Here is a 15,568-nt window from a genome sequence, read left to right on the forward strand (position 1 = left end):
GGTAATAGGGTGAGCGCGTGTTCGGATTGTTCGGTAAGAAATCCAATGCAGTACTGGGAGTGGACGTAAGCTCCAGCTCGGTGAAACTGCTAGAGCTCTCAAAGCAGGGCGAACGCTACAGGGTTGAAAGCTACGCAGTGGAACCGCTGCCGCCAAACGCTGTAGTCGAGAAAAATATCACCGATGTCGAGGCGGTGGGTGAGGCGCTGAAGCGTGTCGCCGGCAAGGCTCGCACCGGTGTCAAACAGGCGGCTGTTGCAGTCTCCGGTTCGGCGGTCATAACCAAGCTGATCCAGATGAACAGCGGGCTGAACGAGTTCGAGATGGAAGATCAGATCACCCTCGAGGCAGATCAGTATATTCCTTATCCGCTTGACGAGGTGGCCATCGATTTTGAAGTCCAGGGGCCATCCGATGCAAACCCCGATCAGGTCGACGTTTTACTGGCAGCCTGCCGCAAGGAAAACGTTGATATCCGGGAAGACGCCCTTGGCATTGCCGGACTGACGGCAAAAATCGTGGATGTCGAGGCCTATGCGCTCGAGCGGGCTTTCTCCCTGATCGAGCCTCAGCTTGACGCCCAGGGCGAAGAGCTGATTGTCGCCATTGTCGATATTGGCGCAACCATGACGACTCTCAGCGTTCTTGCCGAGGGCGAGACGGTCTATACACGGGAGCAGATATTCGGGGGCAAACAGCTTACCGAAGAAATCCAGCGCCGTTACGGTCTTTCCCTTGAGGAAGCGGGCCTCGCCAAGAAGCAGGGCGGCCTGCCAGACGACTACGAGTCCGAAGTGCTTTCCCCTTTCCGCGAAGCGGTGGTCCAGCAGGTAGCCCGGGCCCTGCAGTTCTTTTTCGGTGCCAGCCAGTACAATGCCGTAGATTACGTGATATTGGCCGGTGGCACTGCCTCGATTCAGGGTCTCACAACCATGGTGGAAGAGAAGACCGGCACGGCTACCCTCGTGGCCAATCCCTTCGCTGATATGGCCGTGGGTTCCCGGGTTAACGCCTCTGCCCTCAGTAACGATGCGCCCTCGCTGATGATTGCCTGCGGGCTTGCGATGAGGAGCTTTGACTGATGGCCAGAATTAACCTCCGACCGTGGCGCGAAGAACTTCGGGCCGAAAAGCAGCAGCAATTTGTTGTCGTGCTTCTGGGTACTGTCATTCTGGCGGCTGGCCTGACCTTCCTCTGGAAGTCAGACATGGAATCGCGGATTGCCTATCAGGAATCCCGCAACGCCTATATTCAGACCGCAACATCGCAGCTGGACTCGCAGATCAAGGAGATTGAGAACCTCAGGCGCAAACGTGACGAACTGCTGGCCCGCATGCGGGTCATCCAGGATCTTCAGGGTAAGCGTCCGGTTATCGTGCGGGTGTTTGATGAACTGGTCCGAACTCTTCCGGAAGGGCTCTTCTATAGCGACCTTCAGAAAAAAGGCGAAACCATAGCGATTCAGGGCATGGCGGAATCCAATAGCCGTATTTCAGCACTGATGCGGCGTTTCGACGAATCAGCCTGGTTCAATGAGCCCAATCTTACCAATGTGGCAGCGGCTGACGGCGCGCGCGCAGGATACAGCCAGTTCAACCTGTCTGTGAATCAGCAGACACCTGAGCCCGAAGTGGAGGAAGGAAAATGAGCCTCGCGGACTCGCTTAAAGGCCTTAATGAATTCGACATCAATGACCTCGATGTCAACAATGCGGGAATCTGGCCTGCGCCCGTCAAGGCGATTGTGGTGCTGATCGTCTTTGGCCTGATAGTAGGCGGCGGCTACTGGTTCTTCATCGCTGATGAGTATGTCCGGCTGGACCAGGCGGAAAGCCGGGAAGCAGACCTCCGTAAACAGTACGAAGAAAAAGCCTACAAGGTGGCCAACCTTGAAGTGTTCAAGAGCCAGATGGTCGAGATGGAAGAAACCTTTGGTGCTCTGGTGAAACAGCTGCCGAGCGATACCGAGGTCCCGGGCCTTCTGGAAGACATCACCAATACGGCAGTTGGTAGTGGTCTTGCGCTTCAGGAAGTGGCGCTCCAGTCGGAGCAGCGCCGTGATTTCTATGTTGAGCTTCCCATCAACATCAGGGTGTCCGGCACTTACCATGAACTGGCAACGTTTGTTAGCAGCGTGGCAAGCCTGCCGAGGATCGTAACCTTGCACGATTTTACCATCAAACCAACTGGCGGTGAGGCGGACAGACTGGACATGCAGGTCCTGGCGCGCACTTATCGCTACCAGGCTGGAGAGTGAGCATGGCACGACAGCATGCGGGAAAGGCCTGGCTGAGTGTGTGCATGGCATCGCTTTTGGCGGCCTGTGCCCAGGACAGTGGCTTTTCAGATATTGACCGCTTCATGGACGAAACCCGCGCCAAGCCGCGCGGTTATGTAGAGCCTCTACCCGAGTTCAAGGCCTATGAGGCCTTCAGTTATTCGGCCGCAGATCGCCGCTCACCCTTTGAGCCGCCAATGGAAGTGCAGCTCACCATGGTTGATCAACAGCCACAGAGTGATGTGGAGCCGGACCTGGATCGTCCGAAAGAAGTGCTTGAGAATTTTGATCTCAAAGAACTGAAGATGGTCGGCACACTGAGCGGCTCCGGCGACAGGCTGTTCGCACTGATTGCGGACAGCGAAGGGGGAGTGCACAGGGTAAGCACGGGCAATCACATGGGACAGAATTACGGTCGGATTATCGGCGTAAATGAAAACCGTCTCGAGCTTATAGAGATTGTACCCAATGGCCGGGGAGGCTGGGTCGAACGCCCCCGATCCCTTTCACTGGATGATGAGGGTTGAGGAGCGGCACTATGACTATCGAAAGAAAAATGCACGAAAAAAACCGTTTGGGGTCGAGGCTCGCAATGTTCAGAAAACTAACTTTATGCGTCAGCGTGATTGCTTTTGGAATGATGTCCGGACTGGCGACTGCTGTGACCCTGGAGGATGTGTCTTTTTCATCACTCCCTGGAGAGCGAACGGAGGTGACCCTCAAATTTGACGGCCAGCCACCGGAGCCGACTGGTTACACTATTGAGCGTCCTGCACGCATTGCAATAGATCTGCGGGATACCCGGAGCGGGCTGGATACCCGAAACCTGTCCCTGGGGTCGGGGAATGCACAGAGCATGACGGTTGTGGAGACAAAGGATCGCACACGCCTGATATTCAACCTTGTCGAGCTTACCCCTTATACATCCAGCCGCAGCGACAATTCCATTGTTCTGACAATTGGTGAAGGTGCTGGCACTTCTGCGGCTGCGCCGACCACTGCAACTGCTGCCAGGTCCGGATCAGGCGTCGTGGACGGTGGAATCAGGGATGTGGATTTCCGGCGCGGCGATGACGGTGAAGGTCGGGTCGTCATCCAGCTTTCAGACCGTAAAACACCGGTGGACCTTTCCGAGTCAGCCGGCCGTATTCGTGTAGTGCTGGAAGACACCGAAGTTCCTCCGGAGCTTCGCCGCCGTCTGGATGTCACCGATTTTGCTACTCCCGTGAGCCGTGTTGATACCTACATGGAAGGTAACGACGCAGTCATAGAGATTCGGCCCGAAGGCAGTTACGACTACATAGCGTATCAGGCGGACACTACCTTTACCGTAAGTGTCGAGCCGCTGACCGAAGAAGAAGCGGAGAGCCGCCGGGAAGATCGCTTCCCCTATACAGGCGACAAGCTTTCCCTGAACTTCCAGGATATCGAAGTGCGCTCCGTGCTGCAGCTGATTGCTGATTTCACCGGCCTGAACCTGGTGGCCAGCGACACGGTCAGCGGCAGCATCACGCTGCGCCTCCAGAACGTTCCCTGGGATCAGGCTCTTGACCTTATCCTGAAGACCAAGGGTCTGGACAAACGGCAGATAGGCAACGTCCTGCTGGTTGCACCGGCAGATGAAATTGCCGCCCGGGAGCGGCTGGAGCTGGAAACCAGCAGGCAGATTGCAGAACTGGCACCTGTGTCACTGGACATTATCCAGGTCAATTACGCCAAGGCTGCTGACATAGTTTCCCTCATTCAGGAAGACGCGGAGCTGATCTCAGACCGGGGCTTCATCTCCTCGGATGGTCGTACCAATACCATCAGTGTCCGGGAAACCGTGGAGAAACGGGAACAGATCAGGCGTCTGGTGAATACCTGGGACGTTCCCGTACGCCAGGTGCTGATTGAGGCCAGGCTTGTGCGGGCTCAGTCTAATGTTGCCAGAAACCTTGGTGTTCGCTGGGGCGGTGCAGCGTTCGATGTTAGCGACGGAAACGTAACGTCGCTTGGCGGGAGCCTGAATACCGTTCGGGAAGGCCGGACAGCCGCCGGTGGTGGCTCCGGTGCGATAAGTTTCCCTGACGCACTGGCAGTGGACCTGGGCGTCACTCAGGGCGGTGCATCGTCCTTTGCAATCGGTTTTGGTGGTGATGATTTCCTGATTGATCTGGAACTGTCGGCCCTTGAGAGTGATGGCAAGGCCGAAATCGTATCCCAGCCAAGAGTGGTTACGGCGGATCGACAGGCGGCGTCCATCAAGTCCGGTGAAGAAATTCCCTTCCAGGAAGCGTCATCAAGTGGTGCAACGTCCGTATCCTTCAAAGAGGCGGTGCTGGCACTGGAAGTTACTCCCCAGATCACGCCGGATGACAAGATCATCATGGACCTGGTGGTCAGTCAGGATTCCAGAGGTGAGGTCACCCAGGGGATTCCGGCCATCAATACCAATGAAGTCACCACCCAGGTGCTCGTGAGAAATGGTGAAACCGTTGTGCTGGGCGGTATCTTCCAGTCTGAAGTCTCAACCACGGTCACCAAGACGCCTTTTCTCGGGGACATTCCTTACCTTGGGCGCCTTTTCAAGCGGACAGAGAACGTGGATGAGCGCAGCGAGCTGCTGGTATTCATCACTCCGAAGATTCTCAAGGGCGACCTGATTGAATAAGTGAGTGGTTCATAAAGCCGCCTCCAGAGGCGGCTTTTTTTTGTCCCGTATTTCCCGAATCTTATGGAAAGTGGGGACCTGTGCTATCCTCACCCGCCAGCTTTCAGAAGAGCGAATTATCAGATGTCCTTGCCCAGACGCATAGTTATCATTGGCCCCATGGGTGCGGGTAAAAGCACAATTGGCCGGTTGCTGGCCAGGGAGCTGGGTTATCGTTTTGTTGACTCCGACCGTCTGATAGAGGAGCGCTGCGGCGCCAATATTCCATGGATATTTGACGTTGAGGGAGAGGAGGGCTTCCGTCAGCGGGAAGCTGCGATGCTCTCGGAACTTGCTGAACAGGAGTCGGTCGTAGTGGCAACCGGAGGCGGTGCCGTCATGAAAGCCGGGAATCATGACAGTCTCAAACGGAATGCTTTTGTGGTCTATCTCAAGACCTCCGTCGAACAGCAGGTAGAGCGGACACGCCGGGACAAAAACCGGCCGCTGCTCCAGGCGGAAGACCCGGAAGCCGTTCTAAGGGAGCTTTTTGACATTCGGGATCCGCTTTACAGCAAGCTTGCTGACCTGATTATGTACACCGATCGAAAGAGTCCCAGGCTGGTGGTCCGGCAGCTGATCAACCTGATCAATCCCAAAACTCCCCGACAACGCCGTCAGGTCAGAAAGGAAGGCCACCGCCATGTATGAGCAGATTCATGAGCTGGAGGTGGGGCTGGGAGATCGCAGCTATCCCATCATGATCGGCCAGGGTCTGCTTGGCACAAAAGACCTGACCCCGTTTGTCGCCGGCGACCGGGTGATGATCGTGACCAATGAGACAGTTGCTCCGCTTTATCTTGCCCAGGCATCCGGTTGTTTCCCGGGCCGGAAGGTGGACACAGTTGTTCTGCCTGATGGCGAGCAGTACAAGGACTGGAAAACCCTTAATCTGATATTTGATGCCCTTCTGGAAAGAAAACACAGCCGAAGCACCACTCTGGTTGCCCTGGGTGGCGGGGTCGTAGGTGATATGGCCGGGTTTGCCGCTGCCAGCTATCAGCGCGGCGTGCCTTTCATCCAGATACCAACAACACTGTTGTCACAGGTTGACTCATCGGTTGGCGGGAAGACAGGTATCAATCACCCTCTTGGCAAGAACATGATTGGCGCATTTCACCAGCCCCAGGCGGTGCTGATTGATACTGACACCCTGGCGACACTGCCTGCCCGGGAATTGCCGGCTGGCCTTGCCGAGGTGATCAAATATGGCCTTATCCGGGATCCTGCCTTTCTGTCGTGGCTCGAGTCTTCCGTTGATGCTCTTGCCGGAATGGACAGGGCAGGGCTGGCCGAGGCCATCTATCGCTCCTGTGCCTGCAAGGCGGAGGTGGTGTCCCTTGATGAAAGAGAGGGCGGGTTACGGGCGATCCTCAATCTTGGTCATACCTTTGGTCATGCCATTGAGACCCATGCCGGGTATGGCCAGTGGCTGCACGGCGAAGCGGTTGGGACCGGCATGCTGATGGCGCTGGATCTCTCTGCACGGCTGGGCCTGATTTCTGAAACAGATCGCCTCCGGGGTGAGACACTCATCCTGCGTGCCGGTCTGCCAACAGCCCCGCCAGCCGGAATGACGCCGAAGAATTTTCTGGAACTCATGGCCGTAGACAAGAAAAACACCGGGGGATCCTTGCGCCTCGTCCTTCTGCGCTCGCTGGGAGACGCTGTCGTCACATCGGATTTTGATGAGTCGAAGCTCCGGGAGACATTGTTTCACTTTTGCCGCAGCGCCTGAGTTCCGAAGGACAGCAGATGACGACACAGGGTGAGGCGCTGAGCGGCCTCGACACAGGGGGACTGTTTCCCAGGCTGCAGTCGGCTTACGGGCTGCACAGTGATCCCCTTGCCATGGAGGCTCCGTTTTTTCCGGATGCCGGGCGCCAGCATGCGCTGGAATCACTGCGGCACCTCTGCGGGTTCGGGGACATGGCGCTTGTGTTAACGGGGGCCAGAGGTGCCGGAAAATCCCGCATCCTGGCCGAACTGGTCCGCAGTGAATCATCACGGCTTGCATTCCATCATCTGCCGGCCGGGACACTTACCAGCACCCAGGCTCTGGCGCGCGCGCTGATGAGCCTGATGCAAGGGTCCGTGACCAGTAACGACTTCTCTGCCCGGGATGTCGTCTACCGGTTTTTCCGCTGGAGTGAGGCTGGCGCCCGCAAGGGGCAGCGACGGGTACTGCTCATCGACGATGCGGATCAGATCCCGGGCGAGCTGCTCCGCCTCATGCTGGCGGCCTACCAGGCTTCAGAACGGGGTTCGGCGGCGGTACCCGTATTTGCGGGCTCCGACCAGCTGGCTCAGGTGTTCGTGCAGCCCGGCGGGGACCCGGATTATGCTGGCATTCATCACATTCAGTTGCGCCCTCTTACAAGGGGCGAGACCTATACTTACCTGGAGCCACGAGTCCGGGCCGCTGGCGGAGATGTAAAGGTTCTTCTGGCGCCCCGTCATCTTGACCAGATTCATGGCCTGAGTCAGGGAAGCTTCGGCCGCCTGAAACGGGTCGCTCCTGCAGTATGGCTTGGTCTTGGTTCACCACCTGCCAGAGGTTCAGAAGGGCGCTTCCCAGGACTTTCTGCCCTCCGGTGGCCGGCACTGGCACTGCTGTTGCTGGCCGTTTCCTGGTGGGTGGTATCGAGCCAGTATGACTCTGTGTCAGACACGGCCCAGCTTCCCGATGCGCCCCCGGTTGCCCGTAAAACCATCAGTATTGGGCCGGAAAACCCGGAGTTACCTTCAGTCAGGGACTCTGTGGACCGGGATGCGTCACCACAGCCGGGGCCAGTGACGCCAGAAGATGGTCCGGCTCGGCTGCCTCCGGAAGAAGAGGCGCCTGTGACAGCTCCCGTGGGGCCAGACAGGGATTCTGAACTTCTATCGGATGAGGGGATTGTCCAGCCAGTTCCCGAAACTCCGCCGCCAGTGCCGGAAGAAGAGCTTCCGCCCGGACCTGATGAGGATGAAGCTGCGCTTGCACTTGCACCCGAACCCGAACCCGCTTTTTCACCGGCCCTGCCTGAGCGGTTTGTCCCGGTGGAGCAACTCCGGGCCGCCGGAGGCTATACGGCACAGTACATTGCTGGCTATGAGGAAACTACGGTGCTCAGCTTTCTCGCACGACATGAAGATGTCGATGGGCTGAGGTACACCCGAAGTGAAAGAAAGGGTCGCCCCTGGTTTGTGGTATTCTACGGTAAGTTCGAGTCGCCGGGAGCGGTCAGGGAGGCGCTGGCATCGCTGCCTTCCGGCCTGAGTCAGCAGGACACCTGGATTCGGTCGCTTGAAAGTTTCTGAACGTGAGGCCCCGTCAACAGCGCCTGGGGACCTGCCAGGCGCCTGGGGTTAAATCTTTCCTCCCGACCCGGTCGCAAATTCCCTAAATCTACTCCATTGTTTGAGTAGGTACTTCCACGTGTGTAAAATAGCCAGCCCCCATTTTCAGTGTCAAAGGGTGGTTTTATCGATTGTCTGAAATAATCCTTTGATTGAAAAAGAATTCCTTTGCGAGAGAACGCTTATGATGACAGGTTTGTATCATCCCGATGAATTCAGGGACAACTGCGGATTTGGTCTCATTGCCCACATGAAAGGGCAGACCAGTCACAGATTGTTGCAAACTGCCATCGAGTCACTGACCTGCATGACCCACCGTGGTGGGATCGCTGCAGACGGCAAGACCGGTGATGGCTGCGGCCTGCTGATCCAGAAGCCAGACTCGTTTCTGCGCGCGGCGGCCGACAAGGCCTTTGGCAAAACTCTCAGCGACCTGTATGCGGTTGGTCAGGTTTTTCTTAGCCAGGACGAAGCCAGGGCGAGCGCTGCCCGGGAAACCCTTGAAAAGCGCCTTGCAGAGCAGGGGCTGGATGTTGTCGGCTGGCGCCAGGTGCCTACTGATAACACATGCCTCGGGCCAATGGCGCTGGACTGCCTTCCCCGGATCGAGCAGATCTTTGTCGAGTCCTCCGGCAAGGCTGAGCGGGAGTTTGCCATCAGTCTGTTCGTTGGTCGGCGCTATGCTGAGCTGGATCTGACAGACGACGAAGAGTTTTACATCTGCAGCCTTTCCCACCGGACTCTGGCCTACAAAGGCCTGATGATGCCGGCGGATATCACCAGTTTTTACAGGGATCTCGGCGACCCGTCTCTGGAAACCGCAATCTGTGTGTTCCACCAGCGATTCTCCACCAACACCATGCCCCGCTGGCCCCTGGCTCAGCCTTTCCGGTATCTGGCCCACAATGGAGAGATCAACACGGTTTCCGGTAACCGCAACTGGGCAATCGCCCGGGCCTCCAAGTTCAGTTCGCCGGATCTCCCCGACCTGCAGACGCTTCAGCCGCTGGTCAATCTGACGGGTTCCGACTCCTCCAGCATGGACAATATGCTGGAGGTGCTTCTTGCCGGTGGCGTAGACCTGTTCCGCGCGGCTCGTATGATGGTGCCACCAGCCTGGCAGAACGTGGATACCATGGACTCCGAGCTCCGCGCCTTTTACGAATACAATTCCATGCATATGGAGCCCTGGGATGGCCCGGCCGGCCTGGTTTTCTCTGACGGGCGCCATGCGGTCTGCATGCTCGACCGTAATGGCCTGCGGCCCGCGCGCTATGTCATCACGAAAGATGATTTCCTTACGGTTGCTTCCGAGATAGGCACCTACGGTTACCAGCCGGAAGACGTAGTGGCAAAAGGCCGGGTCGGGCCGGGTCAGATGCTGGCTGTTGATACTGAGTCCGGTCAGCTCCTTCATACCAAAGACGTGGATGACCGCCTCAAAAGCAGTCAGCCTTACAAGCGCTGGCTGCGGGACAACGGTCTCAGGGTGGAAGCGACCCTGAACCAGGCAACTCCGGAATTCAGGCTCATGGAAGTAGACCAGCTTCTGGTGCACCAGAAAATGTTCATGATTTCCTATGAAGAGCGGGACCAGATTCTGCGGCCTCTTGCGGAAAATGGCCAGGAAGCTGTGGGCTCCATGGGAGACGATACGCCCATGGCGGTTCTGTCCAGCCGGGTCAGACACGTGGGTGACTATTTCCGCCAGAAGTTTGCCCAGGTGACCAACCCCGCCATCGATCCGCTGCGGGAATCCATTGTCATGTCCCTGGAAACCTGCCTGGGGGCCGAGCGGAATGTTTTCGAGGAAACCCCGGAGCATGCCAACCGCCTCATCCTCTCGACGCCCGTGCTTTCCCCGGCCAAGTTTCTCCGGATCATCAACAACGACAGGCCGGGGTTCGAGGTCGAGCAGATTCGCCTGAGTTACCGCCCGGAGCTTGGCCTGAGCAAGGCGATTGAGGCCGTCTGTGAAGAGGCCGAGAACGCCGTGCGCAAGGGAAAGGCGATTCTGGTTCTGACGGACAAGGAACTGACCGAGGGCGAACTGCCGGTCAACTCTCTGATGGCAACCGGCGCGGTTCACCACCACCTGGTGGAAAAGGGCCTGCGTTGTGATACGAATATTCTTGTTGAGACGGGCTGGGCACGGGATCCCCATCACTTCGCCATCCTCTTCGGCTTTGGCGCCACCGCTGTCTATCCTTATCTCGCCTATCAGGTCATGAACGACCTGATCCGCACTGGCGAGGTCCTGATGGACCCGATCGAGGCCAAGAACAACTACCGGAAAGGCATCAACAAGGGTCTGATGAAGATCCTCTCGAAAATGGGCATTTCCACCATTACCTCTTACCGGGGCGCCCAGCTGTTCGAAGCTATCGGTATCGCCGAAGAAGTAGTGGACCTCTGCTTCAGGGGAGTTCCCAGCCGGATCAAGGGCGCAGGATTCTTTGACTTCCAGCAGGACCAGGAGATGCTGGCCGCCACAGCCTGGAAGCCGCGCAAGCCGATTTCTCCGGGCGGGCTGCTGAAATACATCCATGGCCAGGAGTATCACGCGTTCAATCCGGACGTCATACAAACCCTGCAGGATGCCGTAAAAAGCGGCCAGTATGGCCTGTACCGGGAATACGCGGCCCTGGTCAATGAGCGCCCGGTGTCGACCCTGAGGGACCTGCTGGTCTTCCGCAAGGACATTTCACCGGTGGACATCGCCGATGTGGAACCAGTCGAGGCCATATTTCCCCGCTTCGACTCGGCCGCCATGTCTCTGGGCGCCCTGTCGCCCGAGGCTCATGAGGCGCTTGCGGTAGCGATGAATACCCTGGGTGGGCGCTCCAACTCAGGGGAGGGCGGTGAAGATCCAGCCCGCTACGGCACCGAGAAGCGCTCGAAGATCAAGCAGGTCGCTTCCGGGCGTTTCGGCGTGACGGCTGAATACCTGCGCAGCGCTGATGTCATGCAGATCAAGGTCGCCCAGGGGGCGAAGCCGGGCGAGGGCGGACAGCTGCCCGGCGGCAAGGTCAATGACCTGATCGCACGCCTGCGATACTCGGTTCCGGGCGTCACCCTTATTTCGCCGCCGCCTCACCACGACATCTATTCCATCGAGGATCTTGCCCAGCTGATTTTCGACCTCAAGCAGGTCAATCCCGAGGCGCTGGTTTCGGTCAAACTGGTATCCGAGCCGGGCGTGGGAACCATCGCCGCCGGTGTTGCCAAGGCCTATGCGGATCTGATTACCATCTCGGGCTATGATGGCGGTACGGCTGCAAGTCCCTTGACCTCCATTCATTATGCTGGTTCTCCCTGGGAACTGGGGCTGAGTGAGGCCCAGCAGGCCCTCCGCTCCAATGATCTGCGAGGCAAGGTCAGGCTGCAGACGGATGGTGGAATCAAGACCGGGCTCGACGTGGTGAAAGCCGCCATTCTGGGTGCGGAGAGCTTTGGTTTTGGCACCACCCCCATGGTGGCCCTGGGCTGCAAATACCTGCGGATCTGCCACCTGAACAACTGTGCAACCGGCGTTGCCACCCAGAACCAGTACCTGCGGGATGAGCATTTCAAAGGCACGGTGGAAATGGCCATGAACTTCTTCCGCTTTGTTGCGGAAGAAACCCGGGAATGGCTTGCCCGCCTGGGCGTGCGGTCGCTGGAAGACCTGGTTGGACGTACCGACCTGCTGGAGCGCCTGCCGGGCAACACGCCGCGGCAGGAAAAGCTGGATCTTTCGCCTTTGCTGGCGAATGATCTGATTCCAGCTGACAAGCCGCATACCTGCCAGGTTGAGCGCAACGAGCCTTTTGATCAGGGCGTACTGGCTGAGCGGATGGTGAAAGATGCGGCGGAGGCCATAGCAGAGAAGAAGGGAGGCACCTGGTCTTACCGTGTCACCAACTGCGACCGGTCCATCGGGGCCCGCCTGTCTGGCGAGATTGCGGCAAGACATGGCAATCAGGGCATGCTGGATGCGCCCATCACCCTGAACCTGACGGGTACAGCGGGTCAGAGTTTTGGTGTGTGGAACGTTTCAGGGCTGAATCTCAATCTCGAAGGTGACGCCAACGATTATGTTGGCAAGGGCATGACCGGGGGCAAACTGGTTGTTCGCCCGCCAGCCGCCAGCACTTTCAAATCCCAGGAAGCCTCTATCGTTGGCAACACTTGCCTGTACGGAGCCACCGGCGGAAAGCTGTTCGCTGCGGGCACCGCGGGTGAGCGCTTTGGCGTCCGTAATTCGGGGGCCCACGCGGTTGTGGAAGGGGTAGGTGACCACTGTTGCGAGTACATGACAGGTGGCCTGATTACCGTCCTTGGCACCACTGGAAACAATTTCGGTGCCGGCATGACGGGGGGCTTCGCCTACGTTCTGGATGAGAAAAACACCTTTGTAGACAAGTACAACCATGAGCTGGTGGAGATACAGCGGATTTCCAGCGAAGACATGGAGCCTTACCGGAACCACCTGCGTGGTGTCATCCGGGAACAGGTTGCGGAAACCGGCAGTGAGTGGGCCGGGAATATTCTTGACAATTTCGATGACTACGTCGGCCGTTTCTGGCTGGTAAAGCCCAAGGCTGCCAGCCTGAGGAGCCTGCTGGCGACCACCCGTGGCCGCCCTGAGTAAGTCAGGCACCAGAGACGTGAGCCCGGGGCCGAGCGGCCCCCGAAATTGATCCGATGAGAGCATCACGATGAAAGAACGACTGAATAACGACTTCCAGTTCGTCGAAGTGGGCCGGATTGACCCCAAAAAGGTACCGGCGAAAAAGCGGAAAAAAGAATTTGGTGAAATCTACCAGCCCTTCAAGCAGCAGGAAGCGGCTGTGCAGTCACACCGCTGTCTGGAGTGCGGAAACCCGTACTGCGAGTGGAAGTGCCCGGTGCACAACTACATACCCAACTGGCTCAAACTGGTCTCTGAAGGCAACATCATGAAGGCGGTGGAGCTGTGTCATGAGACCAACTCCCTGCCTGAGGTCTGTGGCCGGGTCTGTCCCCAGGACCGTCTCTGTGAGGGAGCCTGTACCCTGAACGACGGTTATGGGGCAGTGACCATTGGTTCCGTGGAAAAGTACATCACTGACACGGCCTTCGCCCTGGGCTGGCGGCCGGATCTGTCCCATGTGAAATGGACAGACAGAAAGGTGGCTGTTATAGGCGCGGGCCCTGCCGGTCTCGGGTGTGCTGACATCCTTGCCCGTAATGGTGTCAAACCGGTGGTGTTCGACCGTTATCCGGAAATAGGGGGCCTGCTGACGTTTGGTATTCCCGAATTCAAGCTTGAGAAGACCGTCATGACCCGTCGGCGCCAGGTATTCGAGGAAATGGGCGTGGAATTCCGGCTGTCCACCGAAGTAGGCACGGACGTCATGATGCAGGACATCATCAACGACTATGATGCGGTCTTCATGGGCATGGGAACCTATACCTACATGAAGGGGGGCTTCCCTGGTGAAGACCTCGCCGGGGTGCATGATGCTCTGCCATTCCTGGTGTCCAACGTGAATCACCGGCTGGGGTTTGCCCAGGCCGATGCAGGCCTGATCAGCATGAAGGACAAACGCGTGGTGGTTCTGGGTGGCGGCGACACAGCCATGGACTGCAACCGCACCTCGATTCGTCAGCAGGCGACCAGTGTTACCTGCGCCTACCGCCGTGACGAGGCCAACATGCCGGGCTCCCGCCGGGAAGTAATCAACGCCAAGGAAGAGGGCGTCAAATTCCTCTTCAACCGGCAGCCGATCGCCATTATTGGTGAAGACAAGGTGGAAGGGGTCAAGTTTGTCCAGACCCGCCTGGGCGAACCCGATGAGAACGGCCGTCGCCGCCCTGAAGTGGTTGCAGGCAGCGAGGAAGTGGTTCCGGCAGACGCGGTCCTGGTGGCGTTCGGCTTCCGTCCCAGCCCCGCCGACTGGTTCGGCGAGCTTGAGGTGAACACGGACGATTCCGGGCGCGTTCATGCGCTGGAGGGGGATGAATTTCCTTTCCAGACATCCAACCCGAAGATTTTCGCCGGTGGCGACATGGTTCGCGGCTCGGATCTGGTGGTCACGGCCATCTGGGAAGGCCGCCAGGCTGCCGAGGGCATTCTGGATTACCTCGATGTGTAACTCTTATTTTCTTACCAGACAGGATCTGCATGACTGAGCTGAAGAACGATCGAATCCTGCGGGCGCTGATGCGCCAGCCCGTTGACCGCACGCCTGTCTGGATGATGCGCCAGGCCGGTAGATATCTTCCCGAATACCGGGCTACAAGGGCCAAAGCAGGAGACTTTCTGAGTCTTTGCAAGAACACGCCTCTGGCCTGCGAAGTAACCATGCAGCCATTGGCCAGGTATCCGCTGGATGCCGCTATCCTGTTCTCGGACATTCTGACCATTCCCGATGCCATGGGGCTGGGCCTGTATTTCGAAACCGGAGAGGGGCCCAAATTCCGGCATACCATCCGCTCCAGCGCGGACATGGATGCTTTGCCCAAGCTCAAGGCCGATGTGGACCTTGACTATGTCATGAATGCGGTGTCCACCATCCGGCGCGAGCTTAACGGTAGCGTACCGCTGATCGGTTTTTCCGGCAGCCCCTGGACGCTTGCAACCTATATGGTCGAGGGCGGCGGTTCAAAGGACTTTCGCGAAGCAAAGCGTCTGATGTACGCGGAGCCCGAGGTGATGCACAGGTTGCTGGATCATCTTGCCGATGCGGTTACCGACTACCTCAACAGTCAGATACGCGCAGGCGCCCAGATTGTGCAGATCTTCGACACATGGGGCGGGCTGCTGAGCAGCTGGGCGTATGAGGAGTTCTCGTTGTCCTACATGACAAAGATCGTCAAGGGGCTGATCCGGGAACACGAGGGCCGCCGGGTGCCGGTGATTCTCTTCACCAAAAATGGCGGCCAGTGGCTTGAAACCATGGCGGACAGCGGCGCTGACGCTCTGGGTCTGGACTGGACTACGGACATCGGGAATGCCCGGGCCAGGGTGGGTGATCGTATTGCGCTGCAGGGCAACATGGACCCGTCCATGCTGTTTGCCCCACCCGAGCGCATACGTGCCGAGGTAGCAGATATCCTGGCCCGGTTTGGCGAGGGCTCCGGCCACATCTTCAACCTGGGTCATGGCATTACCCCGGATGTGGATCCAGCCCATGCCGGCGCATTCATCGAGGCGGTGGTTGAGTTGAGTCCGGCGTGGCATCAGAACCAGTAGCGAACTGCATTGGCGCTGACTGACTGGTAAGGCTATAG

At 58.1% G+C, this 15,568-nt stretch carries 11 protein-coding genes; all 11 read left to right on the top strand.

Annotated elements, in window-relative coordinates; genetic code table 11:
• Positions 1–17: 17 nt before the first annotated feature.
• The 11 genes from LG327_RS08140 (at position 18) to hemE (ending at position 15,530) form a co-directional block, all read left to right on the top strand.
• Complete coding sequence (locus tag LG327_RS08140) at positions 18–1,082, top strand: pilus assembly protein PilM (RefSeq protein ID WP_404368271.1); 1,065 nt, start codon at positions 18–20, stop codon at positions 1,080–1,082.
• A complete protein-coding gene (locus LG327_RS08145) occupies positions 1,082–1,648 on the top strand; it encodes a PilN domain-containing protein (protein WP_404368273.1) in 567 nt (188 codons plus the stop codon). Before LG327_RS08140 ends, LG327_RS08145 begins: the two co-directional genes overlap by 1 nt.
• Positions 1,645–2,256 carry a type 4a pilus biogenesis protein PilO gene (locus LG327_RS08150; RefSeq protein ID WP_404368276.1) on the top strand — a complete coding sequence of 204 codons (612 nt, stop codon included), beginning with the start codon at positions 1,645–1,647 and terminating at the stop codon, positions 2,254–2,256. The genes LG327_RS08145 and LG327_RS08150 overlap by 4 nt, the downstream gene beginning before the upstream one ends.
• A 2-nt stretch (positions 2,257–2,258) precedes the next feature.
• A complete protein-coding gene (locus LG327_RS08155) occupies positions 2,259–2,804 on the top strand; it encodes a pilus assembly protein PilP (protein ID WP_404368279.1) in 546 nt (181 codons plus the stop codon).
• 65 nt (positions 2,805–2,869) lie between these two features.
• On the top strand, positions 2,870–4,930 hold the full coding sequence (pilQ, locus tag LG327_RS08160) for a type IV pilus secretin PilQ (protein ID WP_404368282.1): 2,061 nt from the start codon (positions 2,870–2,872) through the stop codon (positions 4,928–4,930).
• Between the two features lie 123 nt (positions 4,931–5,053).
• Positions 5,054–5,620 carry a shikimate kinase AroK gene (aroK, locus tag LG327_RS08165; protein ID WP_404368284.1) on the top strand — a complete coding sequence of 189 codons (567 nt, stop codon included), beginning with the start codon at positions 5,054–5,056 and terminating at the stop codon, positions 5,618–5,620.
• On the top strand, positions 5,613–6,707 hold the full coding sequence (gene aroB / locus LG327_RS08170) for a 3-dehydroquinate synthase (RefSeq protein WP_404368286.1): 1,095 nt from the start codon (positions 5,613–5,615) through the stop codon (positions 6,705–6,707). Before aroK ends, aroB begins: the two co-directional genes overlap by 8 nt.
• A gap of 17 nt (positions 6,708–6,724) precedes the next feature.
• Positions 6,725–8,272: an AAA family ATPase gene (locus tag LG327_RS08175; RefSeq protein ID WP_404368289.1), complete on the top strand. Its 1,548-nt coding sequence runs from the start codon at positions 6,725–6,727 to the stop codon at positions 8,270–8,272.
• 223 nt (positions 8,273–8,495) lie between these two features.
• Positions 8,496–12,944, top strand: coding sequence for a glutamate synthase large subunit (gltB, locus tag LG327_RS08180; RefSeq protein ID WP_404368291.1), 4,449 nt, complete (start codon positions 8,496–8,498; stop codon positions 12,942–12,944).
• A gap of 67 nt (positions 12,945–13,011) precedes the next feature.
• Positions 13,012–14,430, top strand: a complete 1,419-nt coding sequence (locus tag LG327_RS08185; RefSeq protein ID WP_404368293.1) for an FAD-dependent oxidoreductase — start codon at positions 13,012–13,014, stop codon at positions 14,428–14,430.
• A gap of 29 nt (positions 14,431–14,459) precedes the next feature.
• Positions 14,460–15,530, top strand: coding sequence for a uroporphyrinogen decarboxylase (gene hemE, locus LG327_RS08190; protein ID WP_404368297.1), 1,071 nt, complete (start codon positions 14,460–14,462; stop codon positions 15,528–15,530).
• Positions 15,531–15,568 lie beyond the last annotated feature (38 nt).

The organism is Marinobacter sp. (genome assembly GCF_044799475.1).
GTDB lineage: Bacteria > Pseudomonadota > Gammaproteobacteria > Pseudomonadales > Oleiphilaceae > Marinobacter.

Bases quoted from the DNA above. Each gene is read 5' to 3' on its own strand.
- LG327_RS08145 (WP_404368273.1), top strand. From the start codon at position 1,082: ATGGCCAGAATTAACCTCCGACCGTGGCGCGAAGAACTTCGGGCCGAA.
- LG327_RS08150 (WP_404368276.1), top strand. From the start codon at position 1,645: ATGAGCCTCGCGGACTCGCTTAAAGGCCTTAATGAATTCGACATCAAT.
- LG327_RS08155 (WP_404368279.1), top strand. From the start codon at position 2,259: ATGGCACGACAGCATGCGGGAAAGGCCTGGCTGAGTGTGTGCATGGCA.
- pilQ (WP_404368282.1), top strand. From the start codon at position 2,870: ATGTTCAGAAAACTAACTTTATGCGTCAGCGTGATTGCTTTTGGAATG.
- aroK (WP_404368284.1), top strand. From the start codon at position 5,054: ATGTCCTTGCCCAGACGCATAGTTATCATTGGCCCCATGGGTGCGGGT.
- aroB (WP_404368286.1), top strand. From the start codon at position 5,613: ATGTATGAGCAGATTCATGAGCTGGAGGTGGGGCTGGGAGATCGCAGC.
- LG327_RS08175 (WP_404368289.1), top strand. From the start codon at position 6,725: ATGACGACACAGGGTGAGGCGCTGAGCGGCCTCGACACAGGGGGACTG.
- gltB (WP_404368291.1), top strand. From the start codon at position 8,496: ATGATGACAGGTTTGTATCATCCCGATGAATTCAGGGACAACTGCGGA.
- LG327_RS08185 (WP_404368293.1), top strand. From the start codon at position 13,012: ATGAAAGAACGACTGAATAACGACTTCCAGTTCGTCGAAGTGGGCCGG.
- hemE (WP_404368297.1), top strand. From the start codon at position 14,460: ATGACTGAGCTGAAGAACGATCGAATCCTGCGGGCGCTGATGCGCCAG.